This window comes from Pseudomonas sp. DC3200b2 (genome assembly GCF_049895785.1).
GTDB lineage: Bacteria > Pseudomonadota > Gammaproteobacteria > Pseudomonadales > Pseudomonadaceae > Aquipseudomonas > Aquipseudomonas massiliensis.
Genome location: NZ_JAFCTA010000007.1, coordinates 65,844 through 88,934, shown reverse-complemented (window position 1 = coordinate 88,934; position 23,091 = coordinate 65,844). Strand labels below are relative to the sequence as shown.

General features: G+C 60.2%; 21 protein-coding genes and 1 pseudogene. 16 read left to right on the top strand and 6 right to left on the bottom strand.

The genetic code is table 11. The features are described from left to right. Positions 1–3 precede the first annotated feature (3 nt). From ACP691_RS18990 to ACP691_RS18975, 4 genes are all read right to left on the bottom strand, one after another. The gene (locus ACP691_RS18990; RefSeq protein ID WP_426199751.1) at positions 4–792 is read right to left on the bottom strand and encodes a hypothetical protein; all 789 of its coding nucleotides are present in this window, start codon (positions 790–792) and stop codon (positions 4–6) included. Between the two features lie 245 nt (positions 793–1,037). Next, positions 1,038–2,888 carry a hypothetical protein gene (locus ACP691_RS18985; protein WP_426153171.1) on the bottom strand — a complete coding sequence of 617 codons (1,851 nt, stop codon included), beginning with the start codon at positions 2,886–2,888 and terminating at the stop codon, positions 1,038–1,040. Further along, positions 2,888–3,355, bottom strand: a complete 468-nt coding sequence (locus ACP691_RS18980; RefSeq protein ID WP_426153173.1) for an SH3 domain-containing protein — start codon at positions 3,353–3,355, stop codon at positions 2,888–2,890. The genes ACP691_RS18985 and ACP691_RS18980 overlap by 1 nt, the downstream gene beginning before the upstream one ends. Positions 3,356–3,387: 32 nt before the next feature. Further along, complete coding sequence (locus ACP691_RS18975; RefSeq protein WP_426153175.1) at positions 3,388–3,678, bottom strand: glycine zipper domain-containing protein; 291 nt, start codon at positions 3,676–3,678, stop codon at positions 3,388–3,390. A gap of 818 nt (positions 3,679–4,496) precedes the next feature. Here ACP691_RS18975 and ACP691_RS18970 point away from each other — a divergent pair. From ACP691_RS18970 to ACP691_RS18925, 10 genes and pseudogenes are all read left to right on the top strand, one after another. Next, positions 4,497–4,997 (top strand): MFS transporter, encoded by a 501-nt coding sequence (locus tag ACP691_RS18970; RefSeq protein WP_426199757.1) that lies wholly within the window; start codon positions 4,497–4,499, stop codon positions 4,995–4,997. A 50-nt stretch (positions 4,998–5,047) separates the two neighbouring features. Continuing rightward, a pseudogene (locus tag ACP691_RS18965) lies at positions 5,048–5,973 on the top strand (sugar phosphate isomerase/epimerase family protein). 368 nt (positions 5,974–6,341) lie between these two features. Continuing rightward, on the top strand, positions 6,342–7,607 hold the full coding sequence (locus ACP691_RS18960; protein WP_426199755.1) for an amidohydrolase family protein: 1,266 nt from the start codon (positions 6,342–6,344) through the stop codon (positions 7,605–7,607). 475 nt (positions 7,608–8,082) lie between these two features. After that, on the top strand, positions 8,083–8,673 hold the full coding sequence (locus tag ACP691_RS18955) for an amino acid synthesis family protein (RefSeq protein ID WP_426153179.1): 591 nt from the start codon (positions 8,083–8,085) through the stop codon (positions 8,671–8,673). Next, the gene (locus ACP691_RS18950) at positions 8,673–9,506 is read left to right on the top strand and encodes an alpha/beta fold hydrolase (protein WP_426153181.1); all 834 of its coding nucleotides are present in this window, start codon (positions 8,673–8,675) and stop codon (positions 9,504–9,506) included. The genes ACP691_RS18955 and ACP691_RS18950 overlap by 1 nt, the downstream gene beginning before the upstream one ends. Further along, positions 9,503–10,984, top strand: a complete 1,482-nt coding sequence (locus tag ACP691_RS18945) for an aldehyde dehydrogenase (RefSeq protein WP_426153183.1) — start codon at positions 9,503–9,505, stop codon at positions 10,982–10,984. The genes ACP691_RS18950 and ACP691_RS18945 overlap by 4 nt, the downstream gene beginning before the upstream one ends. 14 nt (positions 10,985–10,998) lie before the next feature. Continuing rightward, the gene (locus ACP691_RS18940) at positions 10,999–11,484 is read left to right on the top strand and encodes a flavin reductase family protein (protein ID WP_426153185.1); all 486 of its coding nucleotides are present in this window, start codon (positions 10,999–11,001) and stop codon (positions 11,482–11,484) included. Positions 11,485–11,508: 24 nt separating this feature from the next. Beyond that, positions 11,509–12,969: an NAD-dependent succinate-semialdehyde dehydrogenase gene (locus tag ACP691_RS18935; RefSeq protein ID WP_426153187.1), complete on the top strand. Its 1,461-nt coding sequence runs from the start codon at positions 11,509–11,511 to the stop codon at positions 12,967–12,969. Positions 12,970–13,063: 94 nt separating this feature from the next. Continuing rightward, on the top strand, positions 13,064–13,816 hold the full coding sequence (locus tag ACP691_RS18930; protein ID WP_426153189.1) for a GntR family transcriptional regulator: 753 nt from the start codon (positions 13,064–13,066) through the stop codon (positions 13,814–13,816). 1 nt (position 13,817) lies between these two features. Beyond that, on the top strand, positions 13,818–14,381 hold the full coding sequence (locus tag ACP691_RS18925; RefSeq protein ID WP_426153191.1) for an NUDIX hydrolase: 564 nt from the start codon (positions 13,818–13,820) through the stop codon (positions 14,379–14,381). Positions 14,382–14,478: 97 nt separating this feature from the next. On the opposite strand, the gene ACP691_RS18920 is transcribed toward ACP691_RS18925, so the two are convergent. Next, positions 14,479–14,766 (bottom strand): DUF1330 domain-containing protein, encoded by a 288-nt coding sequence (locus tag ACP691_RS18920; protein ID WP_426153193.1) that lies wholly within the window; start codon positions 14,764–14,766, stop codon positions 14,479–14,481. A gap of 72 nt (positions 14,767–14,838) precedes the next feature. Between ACP691_RS18920 and ribBA the strand changes: the two genes are divergently transcribed. The 5 genes from ribBA (at position 14,839) to ACP691_RS18895 (ending at position 20,049) form a co-directional block, all read left to right on the top strand. Beyond that, a complete protein-coding gene (gene ribBA, locus ACP691_RS18915; RefSeq protein WP_426153195.1) occupies positions 14,839–15,951 on the top strand; it encodes a bifunctional 3,4-dihydroxy-2-butanone-4-phosphate synthase/GTP cyclohydrolase II in 1,113 nt (370 codons plus the stop codon). Positions 15,952–16,161: 210 nt separating this feature from the next. Next, positions 16,162–17,187, top strand: a complete 1,026-nt coding sequence (locus ACP691_RS18910) for an ABC transporter substrate-binding protein (RefSeq protein ID WP_426153197.1) — start codon at positions 16,162–16,164, stop codon at positions 17,185–17,187. Further along, positions 17,172–18,092 (top strand): ABC transporter permease, encoded by a 921-nt coding sequence (locus tag ACP691_RS18905; protein WP_426153199.1) that lies wholly within the window; start codon positions 17,172–17,174, stop codon positions 18,090–18,092. The genes ACP691_RS18910 and ACP691_RS18905 overlap by 16 nt, the downstream gene beginning before the upstream one ends. Positions 18,093–18,097: 5 nt before the next feature. Continuing rightward, positions 18,098–18,919, top strand: a complete 822-nt coding sequence (locus ACP691_RS18900) for an ABC transporter permease (RefSeq protein ID WP_426153201.1) — start codon at positions 18,098–18,100, stop codon at positions 18,917–18,919. Next, positions 18,916–20,049, top strand: a complete 1,134-nt coding sequence (locus ACP691_RS18895; RefSeq protein WP_426153203.1) for an ABC transporter ATP-binding protein — start codon at positions 18,916–18,918, stop codon at positions 20,047–20,049. Before ACP691_RS18900 ends, ACP691_RS18895 begins: the two co-directional genes overlap by 4 nt. 226 nt (positions 20,050–20,275) lie before the next feature. On the opposite strand, the gene ACP691_RS18890 is transcribed toward ACP691_RS18895, so the two are convergent. Continuing rightward, positions 20,276–21,673: a purine-cytosine permease family protein gene (locus tag ACP691_RS18890; protein ID WP_426153205.1), complete on the bottom strand. Its 1,398-nt coding sequence runs from the start codon at positions 21,671–21,673 to the stop codon at positions 20,276–20,278. Positions 21,674–21,993: 320 nt separating this feature from the next. Between ACP691_RS18890 and ACP691_RS18885 the strand changes: the two genes are divergently transcribed. Beyond that, positions 21,994–23,031 carry an LLM class flavin-dependent oxidoreductase gene (locus ACP691_RS18885; RefSeq protein WP_426153207.1) on the top strand — a complete coding sequence of 346 codons (1,038 nt, stop codon included), beginning with the start codon at positions 21,994–21,996 and terminating at the stop codon, positions 23,029–23,031. Positions 23,032–23,091: the final 60 nt, after the last annotated feature.

Below are 23,091 nucleotides of genomic sequence, written 5' to 3'. Positions count from 1 at the left end.
AACCTACAGGGAGTTCACTTTCGGATTCAACCGCACCAGAACCTGCCTGGTATTGCCGCCACCGAGGATACTCATCACGTCGACCACCCGGACGGGAGCCTTGGGGTCGATACTCAATTGAACGCCGTCGTTCTTACCTTTGAATAGCTTGACCAACAGCTCGCAGCTATCAACGAGCATTGGTGCATCGGCGCGCATTTTGCTTTCACAGCCCTTTTGCCAGCTCTTCAGGCTTGATTCAAACCACGCCTGACGCTGTTGATCAGCGCTGCCGACAGTCGGGTCCAGAGGCGTGCCGTAGCGTTTTGCGAGCAATACGCTACGTTTGACCATACCTTGCTCGTTGAAGGTGACCTTGAACTCGCTCAACTCGGCCCAAGCAAATGCATTCTGCAAGCCTTGCGCTACCCCGCCAAGCAACTCAAAGGCGGCCATTTTATCGCCGTGCTGCAAGTCGCTGACCGTACGGCGAAGGTCTTTGACATTATCCATACGGTAGCTGGCTGTGAAGGTGAACAGATCTGGCATGTCCACCAATGCCTCACCGGTAGCCCGGCTGGCGTCGTCATCCACGTCCAGCGACAATGTCACGTCGAAAGGTTTGAGCTCATTACGACCGCTGCTCAATAGCGGGCCGAAGTTGCTCATGCCGCTCAAGCCAGCGCCCATGCCGATCATGCCGGCCACCGCGCCGAGTTGCTGCAAACCTTGCAGCGAGCCCTTGGATGCCTGGATGCCGGTGGCCTCGATGTGCACACGGGTACGACTGTCACTGTTGACCAGGTCGGTCACGGTCACCCTTTCAGCACGCAAACCGCCTGCCTTGCCGTCACCCAGCTCAATGTCCTTGATGACAATCGTGCCGCCTAGTGGCGAAGAGCTCACAGACGCCCAGCTCAGGCTTCCATTGAGATGGTTGTCATATACAAAGTCATCCAAGTGGTTCTGTGCCTGCTTGCTTGCATAGGCGCACAAGCCGAAATAGCCGGCGGCGAGCAGGGCTACCGCCGTTGCCGGGACAAGCAGTTTTTTCTGAATCATGGCGCATCCCCCTGAATGTTCCGATCAGGCCAGGCCTGTTTGATGACTTGGCGCGCTGCGTCGGGCGTCCAACTGTCGTCACCCAGCTGCATGCGCATGATCTTCAGTGGGTCCCGCAAATCGGTGCAGCCGCTTTCAGTGCAGGCTTGTAGGTAAGCGACCGCCACCAGGGTGAGCGGCAAGTCCTCACCGTCTCGCTTGACCGGGTCCAGGGTGACTTCGCCTTTGGCCAGGAACCAGCCGTTCTCCGGCTTGAGACCGGCGCCGACCATATTGAGCTGGGACTCATAGGGGTAATCGGTTTCCCAACCCTCTCCCTTCTTGCCGACGATGTGCACGATCTGGCTGTACTCGGCTTTGCCGCCGGCCAGCAGACGCGCATAGCGTCCTCCAGAAACCGGTGCATAGCTGACATCGGCGAGCAAGCGAGACCGAATGTATTTAGGGTCGCGACTTTCGGTCTTGAGTTTGGCGAATTGCTCGAGTTGGCGCTGGGCCTGGTAGCCGGCCTGCTCACGCCTGTTTTGCTCTTCGTACTGGCGCTGGCGGTCGGCTGCACGTTTCTGCTCGACCAGCTGCGCCTCATGCATGAAGACATAGTTACTGGCATTCTGCGGATTGAACTGCCAGCTCTTGCTGCGCCAGTTGCGGCTGATGGGTGCTTCATAAAGCCAGGCGTCGCGGTCATTCTTGATAAGACCTTGGGGGACATCCCGAACAGCAATGAAGTTGACGCTTGATGTCTTCGGCTGGATTTTATCCAGCGCACCAAGTGCAGTGAATACCGTCGGTTCAATGGATTCAAACTGGCGGAACAGTTCTTGATTTTCAGTCACAGCCACTACCGCAGGGCTGCGTGTATCCCAATAGCCACTCCAGTTGTAAGGTGCTCTGAGCAGATAAAGTGTGCGGCTGGCCGGGTCGCTGGCGAGCAACATCAAGGCCCTTTTCTGGTCGTCGAAACCCACGATGGGTAGCGCCGGCGCTTGGTAGTTGAACGGGATGCCGTGATGGAAGCTTCCTTCGTATTCTTTCAACTTCACCCCATCGGCCCGCATCAGCACCACTACCCCTTCGCCGGCAGCGTAGCCATCTGGATCGCAAGCGACGCCGGTGGACCGGGCCGTCACATACTGCGCATCACTCTCTGGCTTGTAGGTGGTACGGAACAGACAACCGTTCTGGTCCTTGATCTGGAAGAAAAAGGCGGCGGCGTTGATTGCTTCGGTCTCGGCCGGAGGCGTCCAGCCGGACACCGCAAAAACCGCTGTTACCGGTGGGGGGGTGGTTAGTGCTCGAGACGGAGTCGGCTCAGACGACTGCGGCGCCTGAGCCGAAGCGGCAGGTGGCGCAACAGGAGCGGAGGCCGCTGCCGCGGGCGCTGGAGCTTCAGGTTGAGCAGGCGCAGGAGCGGGAGCGGCCTGCGTAGGTGCAGGGGCTGGCGTTTGCACAGGCGCAGCCATTTCCGGGCCCGACACGACCGGAGCCGGCATTCCGGCTGCATGACTGAGCCAACCCTCTTCCTTGGCGGCCGTGCCGTTTGCGGCGGTCTGGCCCTTGGCGTCGGTACTGTGCCAGTTTATCGTGGAGGCACCAGGACATTGGCTGGCCAGCAGGCCACCCAGCTTGGGCAACAGGCGCGCTACCGCATCGTTGGCTGGCGTTCCGGCGAAGACAAAACGAAGCGGCAACGGGTTCGTGCACCATGGTTGGGTGTCGGTGTGATCAACGAATACTTCAACGTTTTCACCCTTGGAGAAGGCCAGGCGATAGGCGGAGGCCTCAGCGCCTCCACAGACGGACAACGTCAAGAGCGCCAACGGCAGGTGCTTGCTCAGGTTTTTCATCAAATCAGTTCCCAAGCGCCATCACCCGCCTGACAGGCCTTGACCGTTTGCTTTTCAGCGGCGCCCCCCTTGGCTTTGACGTCATAGTCAACGGTCCGGCAGGTGGTTTGTGCGGTCAGGGTGTCTTCTACCGGTTTAGCATCAATGGCATCCAGATCCACGCCTTCTCGAGCGGCGCTGGCAGCGTCGAGCTTGTCCAGGTCGGTGGCGCTATCGACCGGGGCTTGGGAGACGATACCGCTCGCTGCCTTCATGGGCTTGGGCGCTATAGCCTCCACCAGAGGGGCATAGACATAGCCCACGGTAACGCCACGGCGGCCGACCATGATCCAGTCATTGTGAGTACGACCCAGGGCCGTGAACGTCGAACTGGGCGGCAGCCCTCCGACTTTTTCGGCATTGCTGTCCGGCGCGCTGCGCAGGTTCGCCGACTTGATGGTCCGGTAGGGTTTGTTCAGCACCGTCATGTCAGTGACAGGCCGAATTTTCGGCAGGCGCTTTATGCCACTTGGCGAGCTTCGGATTCGGTTTTCACTGGCGTGATTTGCGCGCTGCTGCCACTGTGGCTGGACGTCCAGCTGCTGGCTTGACCGTCCGGGTTGGTACTCAGCACTTGCTGGGTTTGTGCAGCGAGGGCCAGGCGATCACGTTCGTCCAGCTTTGCACCGATCACCTTGCCCAGCAATCCGCCTGCCAGGCCACCGATCAACATCGCTGCAGTGCGCCCGCCTCCTGCGCCAATGCGGCTGCCGATCAGCACGCCAGCCGCGCCGCCGAGTACGGTGCCCATGTTTTCCTTGTTCGCCCAGTCGTTACCCGACGTGGCACAGCCGGATGACAAACCTATGCTCACTGAGAGCAATACAGCTCCGGCTCTTTTTGCAAAACCCATCGCACAGTCCTCTGGCGTAAATGAGAGATCTGCAAGGACGAGTTAGCACACTGCATAGTCGATCAGCCTTCATCCTTGAAGAGGTGCGCGGATTACACACAAATTTGAAACGCGTCACAACCGTTTTATGAATTAGAAGCGATACGGGCATGACTGAGCAACAACTTGCTTGCAGCAACCTTCTCAAACGGTTCATGGCATATCGACATGCCGCGATCACGCAACCTGAAAGCGCTGTTGAGCCGCGGATTGATTGGACCTTTCAGGCCAAGCGCATTGCGCAAGACTTGCAGGAGGCTCGATCCTTGCGACCCAAGCCCCAGCGAATGCGGGTAGCTTCAGGACTTGACTGGTTTTCCCACCAAGACTGTCATCGGAAGTGGGTTCTGCGAACCTATCGTAAAAGCCTTTTTCAGCCTCTAGGCCATATGGATATTGAGTGAACGTCTTATATGGCCATTTCTCGGCACTGGATATAAGCAGCCTCTCGAATCAAAGTTCACCACGAGCCGTAGTGCGTGAAGTCAAGTAGCGAATCGGTTGTATCGATGACCACCGCCTGCCTGCATAAAGCACTCCGGCGCGCGGCATCTAACACAGCCTGACAAGCCAGCGATTCGGCGGTGGATACCGGTGCTGGGTTCCTTTTCGTCAGCATCACCAACCACTGTGCATAGAATTGATCCCATCGGCCACGCTCGCTTGGTACTCGTTCGCTGATCGCCAACGTCGCCAACGGCGTTATCTCCGTAGTGGCTACTTTCGTCGGCATCTGGCTGCTCGGTCGCGTAAACCGCCGCCCCATGCTGTTGATCGGCCTGGTCGGCACTACCGCTTCGCTGCTACTGATCGGGATACTGTCCCTGGTGCTCGAGCCAGGCCTCACCCGCGGTTTCGCCATCCTGTCCCTGACCTTGGCTTTCCTTGCCTTCCAGCAGGGCGCCATCTCGCCAGTGACCTGGTTGATGCTGGCGGAAATCTTCCCCATGCGCATCCGCGGCTTCGCTCTGGGCATGTCCGGCTTTGTGCTTTGGCTGGTCAACTTCCTGGTAGGCTTCTTCTTCCTGCAGCTCGTGGCATGGTTCAGCATCTCCAGCACCTTCTTCCTGTTCTTTGCCTTGGGACTGGTCGCCCTGACCTTCGTGTTCCGCTATTTGCCGGAGACCAAGGGCCATTCGCTAGAGTCACTCGAACGCTATTTTCGCAAGCTCGGTTGACGTCCCGCCTGCCTCTGTTCTTCATCGTTATTGCATCCAGGAGTCATATCATGAAAATCGCCATCGATCCCTATATGTACCGCAACCTGAGTCTCACTGAGACCTGTCGGCGGGTAGCGGAGTCGGGTTTCGAGTACGTCGAGCTCTCGCCCCGGGAAGACTTCCTGCCTTGGTGGAAGCGCCCCCGAGCGCACCCCGAGCGCATTGGCGAATTCAAGAAGGCGCTCAAGGACCACGGCTTACAGGTGGCTTCGCTGCTGCCATGTACCGCTGGGCCAGCCCTCACGAGGATGAGCGCCGAGCCGCGGTCAATTACTGGAAAGAAGCTATCCACGTGGCGACTGAACTGGGCTGCGATACCATGAACTCCGAATTCGGCCGCGGTCCCTCGCCCGAACGCGGCCACAAATTGAGTTGCTGCGGCGGTAGCCACAGTCATGAATCCAGCGAAGCAGCCTGGTGGCGCTCGATGGAAGAGCTGGTGCCGATCTTCGAGCGCGAAGGCATCACCCTGAACATGGAGCCGCATCCGGAAGACTGGTGCGAGACCCTGCACCCGGCCATCGATATGCTGAAAAGCATCGGTTCAGCCAACGTCAAGTTTCTCTACTGCGCGCCTCACACCTTCTATTTCGGCGAAGACATGGCCCAGATGATAGCCTAGGCCGGCTCGCTCATCGGGCACGTACACATTGCCGATACCTGGAACCACAAGGCATCTTCGGGCCTTCGTTATATCGTCAACCCGCCGGGCGCCCAGGTGACCGTGCATCAACACATGAATATGTATCAGGGCGAGATCGATTGGGATCTGTTCTTTGCTTCGCTGGCCAAGACGGGCTTCGATGGCATAGTCACCTCCTGCGTATTCGGCTGGGAGGAGCGTGCCGGTGAGTCAGGCCGCTTCATGCGCCAGGAGATCCAGAAATACGTCGACAGATACTGGGCGCCGCATCGTCGGGCCAATACGGAGTAAGTTCAGCTCTTGTTCGTTTACCCTGACCCTTAGGTCAGCGTATCGAACAGCGGTGTCAAGGCACAGAACAACGAGGCGAGGCCTCCTTTCTCCGGAAGCATCTTGAAACGAATTCTCAAACCGCCTGGCAAGAAAACCGAGAATTCCGATGGGCCAAGATAAGTCGTACGCGTGGTGCTGCCCAAACCCTGACGGGCTACCGGTGCCTCGTGCTGACCACGGAATGGAAGACGGACATGTATCGCAGACGGATTATCCAGTTGGGTTCGGCCATTGGCGCCGGACTGATGCTTCCAGCGGCAGCGTCGCCCTCGCCCTCGCCCTCGGACAGCTCGAGTCTGCTTATCAAGAACGCCCAGTTGATCACCATGGACCCTACGCTGGGAGAACTGGACCAGGCTGACGTTCTTATTGAAAACGGGATAATCCGCAAGATCGGTAAGGCTCTGTCGGCCACTGGGGCGAAGGTGCTGGATGGCCAGGGAATGCTTATTCTGCCTGGGCTGATCGACACCCATTGGCACCTCTGGAACAGCCTCTTGCGCAGCAGCGCACCGGTACCGGGAGGCCCGGCGTTCTTCGAAACGCAGCAGACCCTCAGCAAACGATTTACGCCAGCCCTGACCGAGTTGAGCGTACGACTTGGTCTCGCGGATGCGATCAATGCCGGGTTCACTACGGTCAATAGCTGGTCACATAATATCCGCAGCCCGGAACATGCCCAGGCAGAACTTCGAGCTTTGGCGGGATCGCGGATCAACGCCCGCCTGTGGTACGGCTATGCACAGGATCTACCCCCGGCCTCCCCCATGGATTTTGCCGACATCCAGCGCGTACACACCCAAATCCAGAACATGCCCCAGGGGCGAATCGATCTTGGATTGGCGGTACGTGGCCCTGAGCGCACCGACGTTCCCATATGGGTAGCCGAGTTCGAATTCGCAGCGAAGCAATCGCTGCCCATTTCCACCCATGTCGCTGTAACCAAACAGATGCAGAAGCAAAAGGCCATTCAGCAACTTGCGAGTCGCGGTCTTTTGTCATCGCGAGTGCAGCTGGTGCATGCAACCCATGCCGATCCAGAGGATTTGACGAGCATTCGCGAATCCGGGGCATCGGTCTGTGTTACACCGCTGACCGAAATGCGCGTCGGCTATGGCTTGCCACCCGTGGCAGCGCTTCATCGGGCAAAGGTGCCGGTAAGCCTTGGGGTGGATACCCTTGTGCTCAGCGGCAACGCGAACCCCTTCATGCTCATGCAAACCTGTTTGAACCTTGCGCTGGCCACCACCGGTGACGAGCAGGCGATGACTGCCCGCGATGTCCTTCATTGGGCGACACAAGGGGCTGCGGACATCATGGGATTAGGGGAAAAGATCGGCTCGATCACCGTCGGTAAGCAAGCGGATCTGATCATGGTCAACACCCGGAATATCGGTATGTTCCCGGTAATCGATCCGGTGAACTCGATTGTCCAGTCCGCGTCGCCTGCCGTGGTGACCAGCGTTATCGCCAACGGCAAGCTGGTGAAGCATAACGGGGTACTGGTCGGGGTAGATCCGCAAGCGCTGGCAGGCGAGGCATGGGAAGGCGTTCGTCAGTTGCTGCAACGCCAGCCATCCCGATCCGTTTGATCGGTCTCAGGGCCAAGGACGCTGCTAGCCGCTGCTGCGCAACCGACGGACTGGCGAAGTCGCCCCTTGAGAGCAGGCGGCCTTCCTTTATAGAGGCCAATGCGCCGATTCGAACTCACCCGCCTGTCCAACCTACCCACGTCGATCGTCGAGGTTTTGCGATAACCGTACACCGCTGCGCTTTCCAGCCAAGCATGTTGATCAAGCCAAGCAGACGATGATCTTGCTCTGCTCTGGCCGATCGAGGGTCGGCGGGAAACTGACCCAGCGCGGGCCTCCTCGTCAGGCTTGGAGGCGCCTACAACACCAGACGTGACTCATCTGTGGTTTGAAACCGCAAGACAATCGCGGCGGTATGGAATCATCGCGTGCCTGGGAATAAACCCTTTGCACACGCATAGCTTTCCGTTAACATCTGGTATACCGTAATACGATAAACCACTCGTATCAGTCATCTGGCTATAAGGGGAACCCCATGGGCTTCGAGATCCGCAAGATCGTGACGTATACCGAGCAAACCTTTATCGAAGGTGGTAAGGCAGCCGATAAGCCGGTGACCATGGTTGGACTGGCCGTGGTCATCAAGAACCCATGGGTTGGCGCCTTCGTTGACGACCTCAAGCCCTTGATCAAGGCCAACTGCTCTGACCTGGGTGCGCTGATGGTCGAGCAATTGGTCGCTGCCATTGGCGGTGCCGGGCGCATTGAAGCCTACGGCAAGGCGGCGGTCGTGGGGGCGGACGGCGAGATCGAACACGCCTCGGCAGTGATTCATACCCTGCGTTTCGGCAATCACTATCGCGAGGCAGTACAGGCCAAGAGCTACCTGAGCTTCACCAACAAGCGCGGCGCGCCAGGTACTTCAATCCAGATCCCGATGATGCATAAGGATGATGAAGGGCTGCGTTCCCACTACATCACCTTGGAGATGAAGATTGAGGATGCCCCTCGCGCCGACGAGATCGTCGTGGTTCTAGGCGCAGCCGATGGTGGTCGTCTACATCCGCGTATCGGCAATCGCTACATGGACCTTGAAGAACTGGCTGCGGAAAAGGCACAGCAGTGATGGACAGTCAGGCCACTCAGCGGACAGCCGCGGGCACTGCGTTCCAGGTGACCGGGGAAGGCGAACCCGTGGTGCTGATCCACGGTGTTGGCTTGAATAAAGCCATGTGGGGCGGTCAGGTTGTAAGCCTGGCCGAACACTACAGGGTCATCACCTATGACATGCTCGGCCACGGTGAAAGCGCCATGCCTGGCCCGGACAGCGGGCTCGACGCCTACGCCAACCAACTGGCCGAATTGCTGGACCATCTGGGTATCAAAAACGCCCATGTGGTGGGCTTTTCCATGGGCGGGCTGGTCGCTCGGGCCTTCGCGCTGCATCACCCTACGCGTTTGGCATCGCTGGTCGTACTCAATAGCGTTTTCGCGCGCACGCCCGAACAACGAGCCGCTGTGGTAGAGCGTACCCGCCAGGCTGCGGAGTTCGGACCCAACGCCAACGTCGAGGCGGCGCTGGCCCGATGGTTCAGTCGCGAATATCTGGCTGCCAGCCATGCGCAGGTGGACAACATCCGCCAGATCCTGGCCAGCAACGACCCTCTGGGCTACCTGACCACTTACAGCCTGTTCGCGACCCAGGACATGTACCGAGCCGACGAGCTGCCGGCGCTGAGGGTGCCTACGCTGGTAGCCACCGGTGAACTGGACACCGGCTCGACGCCGGAAATGGCGCGGCAACTCGCGGCACGCATCCCCGGCGCGCAGGTTTCCATCCTGGCCGAACAACGCCACATGATGCCGGTTGAATCGCCCAGACTGGTCAACCAGCTGCTGGTCGACTTCCTGGCTAACGTCAAACGCCTGTCTGTACAGGCTGAGGGGAATGTCGCATGACTCTGGTCCGTTTTCAGATGTGTATCGGCGGCACTTGGCAAAGTGCCCGCTCAGGACGTACCTTCCAGAGCCTCGACCCCTCCACGGGCCAGGCCTGGGCCGAGCTGCCCGACGCCGACGAAGCCGATGTGGATGTGGCCGTGAAGGCTGCGCAAGCAGCCTTCGACAGCCTGGAGTGGCGTGGGCTGACTGCCACTGCCCGTGGTAAATTGCTACGCCGCCTCGGTGACCTGATCGCCGAGAACAAGGAACACCTCGCACAGTTGGAAAGCCGCGACAACGGCAAGCTGATCCGCGAAACCCGCGGGCAGGTGGGCTATCTGCCTGAATTCTTCCATTACACGGCGGGCCTGGCCGACAAGCTCGAAGGCGGCACCCTGCCCCTCGACAAGCCCGACCTTTTCGCCTACACCGTGCACGAGCCCCTGGGGGTAGTCGCCGGGATCATTCCCTGGAACAGTCCCCTGTACCTTACCGCCATCAAGCTGGCGCCGGCGCTGGCAGCGGGCAACACCATCGTGCTCAAGCCCTCGGAGCACGCCTCTACCACCCTCGTCGAACTGGCGCGACTGGCGCTGGAAGCCGGCATCCCGCCAGGCGTCGTCAACGTAGTCACCGGTTACGGCCCCAGCACCGGCGCCGCGCTAGTGCGTCACCCACTGGTGCGAAAGGTGGCGTTCACCGGCGGCGCGGCCACTGCCCGCCATGTGGTACGCGGCACCGCCGAAAACTTTGCCAAGCTGTCGCTGGAACTGGGTGGCAAGTCCCCCAACATCATCTTCGCCGACGCCGACCTGGACAGCGCCATCAATGGCGTTGTCGCCGGGATCTATGCCGCCTCCGGACAAAGCTGTGTCGCCGGGTCACGCCTGCTGGTGCAGGCCGAGATCTACGACACCTTCGTCGAACGCCTCATCGAGCGTGCCCGCCGCATCAGGATTGGCGCGCCCCGCGAGGAGGCCACCGAGATGGGCCCCATGGCCACCGCACAACAGCTGGGCGTGGTAGAGCGGCTGGTGGGCGAAGCCGTGGCCGAAGGCGCGGTATTGCGCATGGGCGGCAAGCGCCCCGATGGGGACAACCAAGGCTGGTACTACGAGCCCACCTTGTTCGAATGCGACCGCCACTCGATGAAAATCATGCAGGAAGAGGTCTTTGGCCCGGTGGCCTCGGTGATCCGTTTCAGCACCGAAGCCGAGGCGCTCGAACTGGCCAACGACTCGGAGTACGGCCTGGCTGCCGGCATCTGGACCCGCGACCTGGGCCGCGCCCACCGCCTGGTCCGTGATGTGCGCTGCGGGATCATCTGGGTGAACACCTACCGCGCGGTATCGGCCATGGCCCCGATTGGCGGCTTCAAGAACAGTGGCTACGGCCGGGAAAGCGGCATCGATTCGGTGCTGGCGTATACAGAACAGAAAACGGTATGGATCAACCTTTCGCAGGCCCCCATGCCAGACCCATTCGTAATGCGTTGAGAGGTAAGGCGGCAATGATCGAAGCCCAAGTATACAAAGAGGTGATGGCCTCCTTTCCGTCCGGCGTCACCGTAGTCACTACTTTGGACGCTGAAGGTGACCTGGTAGGCATTACCGCCAGCGCCTTCAGCGCCCTCTCGCTCGAGCCGGCGCTGGTATTGTTCTGCCCCAACTACAGTTCCAACACCTACCCTGTGCTGATCGAACGCAAGCGTTTCGCGATCCATCTGCTGTCTGGGGAACAACAGGCCCAGGCGTTCGCCTTCGCCAGCAAAAGCAAGGAGAAGGCGCGCGAACTGCCATGGACACTCAGTGCCCTGGGCAATCCGATCCTCGAAGGCGCCACGGCCATCATCGAGTGCGAGCTGTGGCGCGAATACGAAGGTGGAGACCACGCAATCATCGTGGGGGAAGTGAAGAACCTGATCCTGCCCACCGAACCTGTCACGCCGATGATCTATCACCGCGGAAAGCTGGGCGCCCTGCCGGTGTTCTGCTGAACCGTTAGCATGAGGTAGCTGCGCATGATCAGGCTTTTTCGCGAGCAAGCGTTCATTGCCGGTCGTTGGCGTGATGCAGCGCCAGGGATTACTCAGGCGGTGTATAACCCAGCAACCGGTGCGGTGGTCGGCCATGTACCAGAGTTCGGCGCAGCTCAAGCGCAGGAGGCGATCAGCGCCGCCGAGGCCGCCCTGCCCGCCTGGCGCGCCATGAAGGCCGGGGACCGCGCCGCGCTTCTCAAGCGGTGGCACGCCCTGGTGCTGGAGCACACGGAGCCGCTGGCCGCCCTTCTTGTGGCAGAGCAAGGCAAGCCATTGGCCGAGGCTCGGAGCGAGATTCTCTATGCCGCCAGCTTCATAGAGTGGTTTGCCGAAGAAGCACGTCGGGTGTACGGCGATATCATCCCGAGTCATAAGGAGGACGCGCGCATTTTGGTGACCAAGGCACCGGTAGGCGTGGTTGCGGCCATCACCCCTTGGAATTTTCCCGCCGCGATGGTTACCCGCAAACTGGCGCCTGCCCTGGCGGCGGGCTGCACCTGCATCCTCAAGCCAGCACCGGACACGCCCTTTACAGCGCTCGCCTTGGTGGCCTTGGCCGAGGAAGCCGGCCTACCTCCGGGCGTGATCAATGCGATCACCGGCGATGCCATTGCCATTGGCGGGGTATTGACGGCTAGCCCGGTGGTGCGCAAGTTGTCGTTCACAGGCTCTACCGCCGTAGGCAAACACCTGATGGCCCAATGTGCGCCAACCTTGAAAAAGCTGTCTCTGGAGCTGGGCGGGAACGCCCCGTTCATTGTCTTTGACGACGCCGATCTGGAGGCCGCCGTCGAGGGCGCGTTGCTGGCGAAGTTTCGCAACGCTGGGCAGACCTGCGTGTGCGTGAATCGGTTCCTGGTGCAGGCCGGGATTCATGACCGTTTCGTGGCCCGGCTCGCCGAATGTATGGGTGAGCTGGTCGTCGGCGAAGGCACCCAGCCCGGGGTTACCCAAGGACCGCTGATCAACCAGGCGGCCGTGGTGAAGACCGAACAGCACATTGCAGACGCGCTGGAGCACGGGGCACGCCTACTAAGGGGAGGCGAGCGGCATTCACTGGGTCATGGGTTCTTCCAGCCTACCTTGATAAGCGAGGCCACGGCGGCGATGCGGGTCGCCCGTGAAGAAACCTTCGGCCCACTGGCCGCGGTGTTTCGCTTCACCGATGAGCCAGAAGCGGTTGCCCTTGCCAACGACACGGATTCAGGCCTTGCTGCTTACTGCTATACCCGCGACCTAGGGCGAGCGTTTCGCATGAGTGAGGCGTTGGAGTACGGCATGGTAGGCATCAACGAGGGGTTGATCTCCACGGAAGTGGCGCCCTTCGGTGGAATCAAGACGTCAGGGCTAGGGCGCGAGGGCTCGCGCTACGGCCTCGAGGACTATCTGGAGGTGCGCTATACGCTAATGGGCGGGCTTGCGGCGCGTCCCTCGGCTGCCTAGCCTGAGTACGCAGGGTCGACAACTGTTGAGGTTCAGGCCTGCCAATGAAAAGATATGCACTCTCTCCGCTTTACCTGAGTTTACAAGAGCACTTATGAAACGCACGCCACTCGACGACAGCTTCAAGGTCAATCGCAATCCCGTGACACTGCGCGAGATCGTGCTCGACAAACTTCGTAGCGCCATCATGAACTTTCAGTTGCTGCCCGGTGACCGCCTGGTGGAGCGCGACCTGTGCGATCGCCTCGGCGTGAGTCGTACGTCCGTGCGCGAAGCACTGCGCCACCTGGAATCCGAAGGCCTGGTCGAGTTTGCTGACGCCAAGGGCCCTCGCGTGGCGATCATCACCCTGGAAGATGCCTGCGACATCTACGAACTGCGCGCCGCGCTCGAGGGCTTGATCGTGCAGTTGTTTACCCTGCGCGCCAAGGCCAGGAACATTCGCGCACTGGAAAAGGCCCTTTCGGTAAACCGTCAGGCACTCGAAGAAGGTGAGCTGGCTCAGGTTCTGGATTCGGTGCAAGGCTTCTATGAAGTACTCATGGAAGGCTGCGGCAACCAGGTGGCCGCTACTCAGCTGCGCCAACTGCAGGCGCGCATCAGCTACCTGCGGGCAACGTCCGTGTCCCAGGAAAACCGCCGTGGCGCCAGCAACCATGAGATGGAACGCATGGTTGAGGCGATCAAGAGCGGTGACCCGCAAGCGGCCTTCCAGGCTTCGGTGGATCACGTTCATGCCGCCGCCCGAGTGGCGCTCGATTACCTGCGACAGAAGCAGGAGGGCGACAGCCGCCCGCGCGACATGAGCGAACCGTTGCCCGTGCCTCAACCCGCGGTAGGCCGCTGACATGCCCGCGCCTCGCTATTGCTCGCAATGCGGCGGGGCCGACCTTCAGCAGCGCTGCCCTCCTGGCGATACGCACCCGCGCCTGCTATGCGCCGGCTGCGGTTTCATTCACTACGTGAACCCGAAAATCATCGCCGGCTGCATCGTGGAGCACGGGGGGCGCTACCTGCTGAGCCAGCGCGCCATTGCTCCGCGTCCGGGCACCTGGACCCTTCCTGCGGGCTTCATGGAAGCCGGCGAAACCACCGAACACGCCGCGCTACGAGAGGTGTGGGAGGAAACCGGCGTACAGGCCCGTATCGTTGCACCCTACTCTATCTTCAGCGTACCGCGCATCAGCGAGGTGTACATTGTCTTTCGTGCGGCGCTGGTGAGCATGGCAGACACCTGGGGCAGCGAATCGCTTGACCGGCGCCTGTTCCTCCCGGATGACATCCCCTGGGATAACATCTACTACCCTGCCATCCGGCAGATCCTGGAGCGCTACATCCACGAACGCGCGGCCGGGGTTTACGGGTTGTACATGGGCAATGACGAAGATGGGCAGGTGCATTTCGTGCGGTGAATGAGGGTGATGTTCCCGGGTTTCCCTGGAGCCTATGGGCCGACAGGGGCGGCCATCCTCTAATCCCGGGAACAAACACTCAACCATCAGCCAGCGCTCAAACCCCCTCCACGATGACGATCCTGGCCACCCCTGCCCCTTCCCGATGCGCCGCGGCCGCCTGGTACTCTGCCGAGTTATAGCAGGCCACGGCCTGTTCGTAGGAATCGAACTCGATCACCACATTGCGGGGCGCGGCCGGGCCGTTTTCCATGGCTTCGCAGCGCCCGCCACGGGCCAGGAAGCGTCCACCATAACGTGCGAAGGCCTCTGGCGCGCGGCGGGTGTATTGGGCGTATTGCTCCGGGTCGGTCACGTCAACGTGGGCGATCCAATAACCTTTCATGCGGTGCTCCTCATGGTCATCAATCTGTATTATGGTATACCAACTTATATTAGTACACGTACCGAGAGTGCCATGCCCTTCGACAGCATAGAAGCAATCCTTGAAGACTACCGCCAAGGCAAGATGGTGTTGATGGTCGATGACGAAGATCGGGAAAACGAAGGTGACCTGCTGTTGGCGGCAGATCGCTGCGACGCGGCAGCCATCAATTTCATGGCCCGCGAAGCCCGGGGGCTGATCTGCCTTACCCTCACCGACGAGCACTGTCAGCGCCTCGGGCTGGAGCAAATGGTACCTACCAACGGCAGCGGTTTCAGTACCGCCTTTACGGTGTCCATCGAAGCGGCGACCGGGGTATCCACGGGTATTTCCGCCGCGGACCGCGCCCACACCGTGGCCGTTGCAGTCCATCCCGATTCACTGGCTAAAGACATTGTGCAACCCGGTCATATTTTCCCGGTGCGGGCCCGAGATGGCGGTGTGCTCACCCGCGCCGGTCACACCGAGGCCGGATGCGATCTGGCACGCATGGCGGGGTTCACCCCGGCCTCGGTGATCGTGGAAGTCATGAACGATGACGGCAGCATGGCTCGCCGGCCTGACCTGGAAGCCTTCGCAAAAAAGCATGACATTCGTATCGGCACCATCGCCGACCTGATTCATTACCGCTTGAGCACCGAGCACACCGTGCAGCGCATCGGCGAACGTGAACTGCCCACTGTGCACGGTACCTTCCGTCTGCTCACCTACGAGGATCGCATCACAGGTGGCGTTCACATGGCCATGGTGATGGGCCAGCCTCTGCGCACCCAGCCCACGCTCGTGCGCGTGCATGCCATTGATCCGTTGCGCGACCTGGTGGGCGCCGAGTATACCGGCCCTCCCAACTGGACCCTCTGGGCGGCTCTGCAGAAAGTGGCTGAAGCGGGCCAAGGCGTGGTGGTGATTCTCGCTCACCACGAGTCTTCCCAGGCTTTGCTTGAGCGAATACCCCAGCTGACGCGCGCGCCCAAGCGCTTTACCCCGGGGTCGACACGCACCTACTCGGAAACGGGTACTGGGGCGCAGATTTTGCAAGACCTCGGTGTGGGCAAAATCCGGCACCTGGGTCCCCCCATCAAGTACAACGGTCTCGCCGGGTATGACCTGGAGGTGGTAGAAAACCTCCCTTTCGAGCCTGTGTGAGTCCCATCCGTACTGACCCGCGCAAGGAAGACCTTGCGCAAATCTTGGAATACCATAATATGATATTCCAGACCAAATTGATCAGGGCATCGCGTTCATACTCATAACTGATGCTCGGTCCGGTCTCCTTTCATGTCCACTGGACCACTGCTCCCGAATACACGCGGGCGCCACATAGCCCGCATAAACACAACAAGCGAGGGCGACATTATGGTGTTCAAGAAACAGACGATCGCGGCATGCATTGCCGGGCTGCTGACGCTCGGCAGCGCGACCTGCAACGCCGACGTACCCTTGAGTTTCGTCAGCTGGGGCGGCACGACCCAGGACGCCCAGCGCGATGCCTGGGCGACCCCCTTCAGCAAGGCCAGTGGAGTGAAGGTGGTGATGGACGGGCCCACCGACTATGGCAAGCTCAAAGCCATGGTTGAAAGCGGCAACGTGCAGTGGGACGTCGTGGACGTAGAAGCCGATTTCGCCCTGCGCGCCGCCGCCGAAGGGTTGCTGGAACCGCTGGACTTCTCGGTGATCAAGCGGGACACGCTGGACCCGCGCTTTGTGTCCGACAACGGCGTAGGCTCGTTCTATTTTTCTTTCGTGCTCGGTTACAACCAAGGCAAGGCGGGCAACAAGCCGCCCCAGGACTGGACTGCCCTCTTCGACACGGCGAGTTATCCTGGCAAGCGCGCCCTCTACAAATGGCCAAGCCCCGGCGTGCTCGAACTGGCACTACTGGCCGACGGCGTAACACCGGACAAACTCTACCCATTGGACCTGGACCGCGCCTTCAAAAAACTCGACACCATCAAATCCAGCATCGTGTGGTGGGGCGGCGGCGCGCAGTCCCAACAACTGCTGGCCTCAGGAGAGGCCACGCTGGGGCAGTTCTGGAACGGCCGCCTCTATGCCCTGCAGGAAGATGGCGCGCCGGTTGGGGTGAGCTGGAAGCAGAACCTGGTCATGGCAGACTTTCTCGTCATCCCCAAAGGCTCGAAGAACAAGGATGCCGCCATGCGCTTCCTCGCGGCGGCCAGCAGTGCCAAGGGGCAGGCGGATTTTTCCAACCTTACCGCCTACGCCCCGGTGAACAACGACAGCATTGCGCGCCTGGATTCGACGCTGGCGCGTAATCTGCCCACCGCCTACGCCAAGGACCAAATCACCCTCGACTACGCATACTGGGCCAAGAACGGCCCGGCTATCGCTACACGGTGGAACGAATGGCTGGTCAAGTGAAGCTACAAACTGCCGCCCCTTCGCCCGTTTCAACTGCTGTCACCCATGCTTCCGGTCGTGGAAGCACGGGTGAGCGAGCATGGCGAGGAAGCGGGAACCTACTCCCGGCCCTGGCCTTCCTGGGGCTATTTTTCTTCGCGCCCCTGGTCGGCCTGCTGTTGCGCGGGGTGCTTGAGCCTGTGCCGGGGCTGGGAAATTACGAGCAACTGTTCGCCAACTCGGCCTACGCCAGAGTGCTGCTCAATACGTTCTCCGTGGCCGGCCTGGTAACCCTGTTCAGCCTGCTGCTGGGTTTTCCGCTTGCGTGGGTGATTACCCTGGCGCCACGGGGGTGGGGCCGCTGGCTACTGAACGTGGTACTGCTATCGATGTGGACCAGCTTGCTGGCACGCACCTACGCCTGGCTGGTTCTACTGCAAGCCTCGGGGGTGGTCAACAAGGCGCTGATGGCGCTGGGCGTCATCGACCAGCCCCTGGAAATGGTGCATAACCTCACCGGCGTCGTAATCGGGATGACCTACATCATGATTCCGTTCATCGTGCTACCGCTGCAAGCCACGATGCAGGCCATTGACCCCATGGTCATCCAGGCGGGCGCCATTTGCGGTGCCTCCCCCTGGACCACCTTTGTCCGGGTGTTTCTGCCGCTGTGTAGGCCAGGGCTGTTCTCCGGCGCGCTCATGGTGTTCGTGATGTCGCTAGGGTACTACGTGACCCCGGCGCTGCTCGGCGGTGCTCAAAACATGATGCTGCCCGAGTTCATTGTGCAGCAGGTGCAATCCTTCCTCAATTGGGGTCTGGCCAGCGCTGCCGCGACTCTGCTGGTCGTCATCACGCTGGTGCTGTTCTACGTCTATCTCAAGCTGCAACCGGAGTCTCCGGTGGGTACTGTCAACGGGAGGTAATGCACATGTTGCTCACTGCCAACGCCATCGGCCCGCGCCTTCGCTGGGGCCTATACCTCTCCACCGGCGTGATCGCGCTGTTTCTGCTGTTGCCGGTGATGTTCATCGTGCTGTTGTCGTTCGGCTCTTCCCAGTGGCTGGTATTTCCGCCGCCGGGGTGGACGTTGAAATGGTACACACAGTTCTTCGCCAATCCCGAGTGGATGGGCGCGGCTTGGTCGAGCCTCAAGGTGGCATTGCTGACCACCGTGTGTGCGGTCGCGCTGGGAGTACCCACGGCCTTCGCCCTGGTGCGAGGACGATTCATCGGGCGCGAGTTACTGTATGCGCTGTTCACCCTGCCGATGATTGTTCCGCTGGTGATCATCGCGGTGGCGGTTTATGCGCTGTTTCTCAAATTGGGGCTCACCGGCACACTGTTCTCCTTCGTAGTGAGCCATGTGATCGTTGCGCTGCCGTTCACCATCATCTCGATCATCAATTCGCTCAAACTGTTCGACCGCGCCATTGAAGACGCTGCGGTGATCTGTGGGGCCTCGCGACTGCAGGCAATCCTGCAGGTGACGTTTCCAGGCATTCGACCGGGCCTGATCTCCGGCGGGCTGTTCGCGTTCCTGGTGTCTTGGGATGAGGTAGTGCTCAGTGTGATGATGGCCAGCCCTACCCTTCAAACATTACCTGTAAAAATGTGGACCACCCTTCGCCAGGACCTTACTCCGGTAATCGCTGTCGCCTCGACATTACTGATTGGCCTGTCGGTTCTGGTCATGCTTATCGCCACCGGCCTGCGCCGCCGCAACGAAGCCCGCGCTCTGGAGTTGCAATGAACGCCATTCTTACGCCAACGCCGCACACCACGCTGGTAAGCTTGCGCCAGTTGAACAAGCACTATGGCAATTTCACCGCTGTGGACAATCTCTCGCTGGAGATCGCAGATGGCGAATTCCTGACCTTCCTGGGTTCCAGCGGATCGGGCAAAAGCACCACGCTGTCCATGCTTGCAGGCTTCGAAACGCCCAGTTCAGGAGAGATCGACGTCGCCGGCCGCTCAATGGTGAACGTGCCGCCTCATAAGCGTGACATTGGCATGGTGTTCCAGCGGTATTCGCTGTTTCCACACCTGTCGGTGCGCGACAATATCGCCTTCCCCCTGGCCATTCGCAAGCTACCGGCGGCCGAGCGGGATAAGCGTGTAAATGCCATGCTCAAGCTGGTTCAGCTTGAAGCCTTTGCCCACCGCCGCCCAGGGCAGCTGTCTGGTGGTCAGCAGCAACGGGTGGCGATTGCCCGGGCATTGGTCTACGAGCCGCGGATCCTGCTGATGGACGAGCCTTTAGGCGCGCTGGACAAGAAGCTGCGCGAAGACTTGCAGGATGAGTTGCGCCAACTGCACCGGCGACTGGGCATCACTATCGTGTATGTGACTCACGATCAGGAAGAAGCTATGCGCCTGTCTCAGCGCATCGCAATCTTCAGCCACGGAAAGGTGGTAGGCCTGGGCAGTGGCGTGGAGCTTTACCAGAACCCGCCCAATGCATTCGTTGCATCCTTCCTGGGCAACTCGAACTTCCTCCAGGCTACTGCGACCGGTCACGCCAGTGCCGTGTTCGAAGGCCAGGCGATCAGCATCCGGCCGCAAGCCCAGACGAGCAGCCAGCAACCCGTGCTGCTAATGGTGCGACCCGAAAAGGCACTTGCCCTGAGCCAAGTCGAGGCGGCCGCTTCCCCCTTGCCCCCGGGTTGGAACGAAGTACCGGCCATCGTGAGCGAAGTGTTGTTTCTGGGTGAAAGCCAGACCTGCTCGGCTGTGACCGCCAGCGGCGCCGCACTTACGGTGAAAGCGCTGTCCGCCTGCGGCATGGCCCTGACTCCGGGGGAGGCCATCCGTGTACGCTGGGCGGCTGCTGATGCCTGTGTGTATACGGAGTGGGCAGCTTCGGATTTGAAAAAGGGCTGAGTCGCATCAACCGCGCCCATCGGGAATGGCCCAACCCTGGCCAGAACGCCCATTTTCATTCGCATCTGACCAGCTCCAGATTCACCTGCCCAGTGAAAACATCTATGGCAGGTGATCGAGTGGTTCATCGGCAAGGTATAACGCCCTCGGCCGTCGCGTAGCGACCGGGCTTGCTCGCGACCAGCCTTATGCAAGGCAGCACGACCGTCGCGACCAAGCCTGGCTGTTATGCGCGGGCGAGCACTCGCCGCGCCTTGATTGCCGCTTGGTCATAAGCGAGCCAGAAGTACAAAGGACAGGTGATCGCTATTCCTACTACCCATGAGAGGTCCGCTCCAGGCACCAGGTTGGCGTAAGGCCCGACAAACAACGCCGTGTTGGCAAACGGCAGCTGGGCCATGATGCCAACGGCGTAGGCTCCGATGGCGTGACCATCGAAGCGGCCGTACAGGCCACCGTCGCCACGGAACAACGAAGGCACATCGTAGAAGCCGTACTTGATCAGGTAGAAATCGATCAGGTTGATGGACGCCCATGGCACCAGAATCAGCAGCAGCGCCAGGATCAAGTCGATAAATCGGCTTATGAAGTCTGCCGGCGCGCCAAGTGCGATGGAACAACAGGCGGCAAGTACCCCAGTCGATAAGGCCACTTTCACCTTGACAGTGGGCGTCCAGCCGGCGGCGAAGGTCTGGATCGAGGTGATGATCGACAACACCGCGCCGTAAAGGTTAAGGGCATTGTGGCTGATGATGTTGAGCAGGAACAACAGCATCAAGACCGGGCCCAGCGCTCCGGTAGCCTGTTCTACCGCCTGCATGGCTTCGGTACCCGGGGCGCTGGCCAGCACCACCATTGCGCCGAAGCTGAACGACAGGATGGTGCCCAGGGTCGCGCCCAGATAGGTAGCGATAAATGGCTTCCATACGCCCACCGATGGCGGCAGGTAGCGCGAGTAGTCACTGGTGTAAGGGGAGAAACTGATCTGCCAGATCACCCCGAGGGACACTGTGGCGATAAAGCCGCTGAGGTTGAAAGCGCCACGACTGAGAAAGTCGACCGGCAACGGTTGCGTGAGCACCATGGTGAAACCCGCCAGCAATGCCAGTCCCATCACCCAGGTGCCCAACCTGTTGAGGCCGTGAATGAAGCGGTAGCCCAGCACGCCGATCACGGTCGCAGCCAACGCACCCAACAGGATCCCGCTTTCAAGCGGCACCACTGGCGCCAGACTGTGAATCGACTTTCCCGCCAACACGATATTGGAAATGAAAAACCCTATATAGATCAGGGCCGTGAAGCCTACGATCAGCAACGCGCCATAGCGGCCGAACTGGCCGCGGCTTTGTACCATCTGTGGAATGCCCAGTCTCGGGCCCTGAGCGGATGCCAGCGCGATGACCACCCCTCCGAGCGCGTTGCCCAGCACGATGGCAAGCAAGCCCCAAAGGAGATTGAGGTGGAAAACCTGAATCACCATGGCACCCGTTACGATCGGCAGCGGTGCGATATTGGTGCTGAACCAGAGCGTGAAGAGATCGCGAACATTGCCGTGGCGGTCGCTGAGGGGCACCTGATCGACCGTGTGGTTTTCGATCAAGGTAGAGCGGTTGTGATCCGACATTCGGGGGTCTCGTGTCTGTCTGTTGTTGTAGTTGTATGGAGCCAAACCGGGAGGCCCCATGGGCAGCCTCCGACTGAAACACCGTATTATGGTATTCCAAAAACCTCAACCCTAGTGGCTAAGGTTTCTGGCATAGAAAACCTCAAAGTCAGTTTCCTAGTCTGACCTGTTCTGACCTGCCGTGAAGCGCGTGCCAGCCTGAACATGCAAAAGCGCTTGCGAATTTTCGTATTACGGTATACCAATATAGGGCCGTTTCGATCTACAGGGCAGCGCCCTGTCGCTGCTTCGGCATTCATAACAAGCACAGGTAGGCCGAAATGAAATTTTCGCTGTTCGTACACATGGAGCGCTGGGATGAACAGGTCAGTCACCGCCAACTCTTCGAGGACCTGACCGAGCTTACCCTCATGGCTGAGGCCGGTGGGTTCAGCACCGTGTGGATCGGGGAGCATCACGCGATGGAATACACCATCTCCCCTAGCCCGATGCCATTGTTGGCCTACCTGGCCGCTCGCACCACTCGCATTCGCCTGGGTGCTGGCACAATCATCGCGCCCTTCTGGCATCCACTTCGCGTTGCCGGTGAATGTGCCTTGCTCGATGTGATCAGCAACGGCCGCATGGAAGTAGGCTTGGCCCGGGGTGCCTACCAGGTGGAGTTCGACCGAATGGCCGGCGGAATGCCTGCATCCAGTGGCGGCAATGCTCTGCGTGAAATGGTCCCGGTAGTTCGCAAGCTGTGGGAAGGTGACTATGCCCATGACGGAGATATCTGGAAGTTTCCCGTTTCCACCAGTGTGCCCAAGCCGATCAATACCCCGCCGATCTGGATCGCCGCGCGGGACCCGGACTCCCACAACTTTGCGGTCAAGCATGGTTGCAACGTAATGGTCACCCCGCTGATGAAGGGCGACGAAGAAGTGGTGGACCTGAAGAACAAGTTCGAAGCCGCGCTGGCCAACAATCCTCAAGTGCCCCGGCCACAGCTGATGGTGCTGCGCCACACCCACGTGCATGCCGAAAGCGACCCTGAGGGCTGGCAGGTCGGCGCCACCGCGATCTCGCGCTTTTATCGCACCTTCGACGCCTGGTTTGGCAACAAGGAAACGCCAGTCAATGGCTTCCTGCAGCCCAGTCCGGAATCCAAGTTCGCCGAGCGCCCCGAGTTCCAGCTGGAGAACATCCGCAAGAACACCATGATCGGCACGCCAGGCGAAGTGATCGAGCGTATTCGTTACTACCAGGAACTGGGCGTGGACGAGTTCAGCTTCTGGTGCGACAACAGCCTGCCGCATGAAGAAAAGAAGAAATCCCTGGCGCTGTTCATTGAACAGGTGGTGCCGGCGTTTCGGTAAATGGGTGTTCATTCCCGTGCTGCGCCCAGTCCCGCAGGTGAGTGCAGGACGAGCGCAGAC

Excerpts from the sequence above, each read along its gene's own strand:
- ACP691_RS18985 (WP_426153171.1), bottom strand. The coding sequence starts at position 2,888 with ATGAAAAACCTGAGCAAGCACCTGCCGTTGGCGCTCTTGACGTTGTCC.
- ACP691_RS18980 (WP_426153173.1), bottom strand. The coding sequence starts at position 3,355 with ATGACGGTGCTGAACAAACCCTACCGGACCATCAAGTCGGCGAACCTG.
- ACP691_RS18975 (WP_426153175.1), bottom strand. The coding sequence starts at position 3,678 with ATGGGCACCGTACTCGGCGGCGCGGCTGGCGTGCTGATCGGCAGCCGC.
- ACP691_RS18960 (WP_426199755.1), top strand. The coding sequence starts at position 6,342 with ATGGACCCTACGCTGGGAGAACTGGACCAGGCTGACGTTCTTATTGAA.
- ACP691_RS18955 (WP_426153179.1), top strand. The coding sequence starts at position 8,083 with ATGGGCTTCGAGATCCGCAAGATCGTGACGTATACCGAGCAAACCTTT.
- ACP691_RS18950 (WP_426153181.1), top strand. The coding sequence starts at position 8,673 with ATGGACAGTCAGGCCACTCAGCGGACAGCCGCGGGCACTGCGTTCCAG.
- ACP691_RS18945 (WP_426153183.1), top strand. The coding sequence starts at position 9,503 with ATGACTCTGGTCCGTTTTCAGATGTGTATCGGCGGCACTTGGCAAAGT.
- ACP691_RS18940 (WP_426153185.1), top strand. The coding sequence starts at position 10,999 with ATGATCGAAGCCCAAGTATACAAAGAGGTGATGGCCTCCTTTCCGTCC.
- ACP691_RS18935 (WP_426153187.1), top strand. The coding sequence starts at position 11,509 with ATGATCAGGCTTTTTCGCGAGCAAGCGTTCATTGCCGGTCGTTGGCGT.
- ACP691_RS18930 (WP_426153189.1), top strand. The coding sequence starts at position 13,064 with ATGAAACGCACGCCACTCGACGACAGCTTCAAGGTCAATCGCAATCCC.
- ACP691_RS18925 (WP_426153191.1), top strand. The coding sequence starts at position 13,818 with ATGCCCGCGCCTCGCTATTGCTCGCAATGCGGCGGGGCCGACCTTCAG.
- ACP691_RS18920 (WP_426153193.1), bottom strand. The coding sequence starts at position 14,766 with ATGAAAGGTTATTGGATCGCCCACGTTGACGTGACCGACCCGGAGCAA.
- ribBA (WP_426153195.1), top strand. The coding sequence starts at position 14,839 with ATGCCCTTCGACAGCATAGAAGCAATCCTTGAAGACTACCGCCAAGGC.
- ACP691_RS18910 (WP_426153197.1), top strand. The coding sequence starts at position 16,162 with ATGGTGTTCAAGAAACAGACGATCGCGGCATGCATTGCCGGGCTGCTG.
- ACP691_RS18905 (WP_426153199.1), top strand. The coding sequence starts at position 17,172 with ATGGCTGGTCAAGTGAAGCTACAAACTGCCGCCCCTTCGCCCGTTTCA.
- ACP691_RS18900 (WP_426153201.1), top strand. The coding sequence starts at position 18,098 with ATGTTGCTCACTGCCAACGCCATCGGCCCGCGCCTTCGCTGGGGCCTA.
- ACP691_RS18895 (WP_426153203.1), top strand. The coding sequence starts at position 18,916 with ATGAACGCCATTCTTACGCCAACGCCGCACACCACGCTGGTAAGCTTG.
- ACP691_RS18890 (WP_426153205.1), bottom strand. The coding sequence starts at position 21,673 with ATGTCGGATCACAACCGCTCTACCTTGATCGAAAACCACACGGTCGAT.
- ACP691_RS18885 (WP_426153207.1), top strand. The coding sequence starts at position 21,994 with ATGAAATTTTCGCTGTTCGTACACATGGAGCGCTGGGATGAACAGGTC.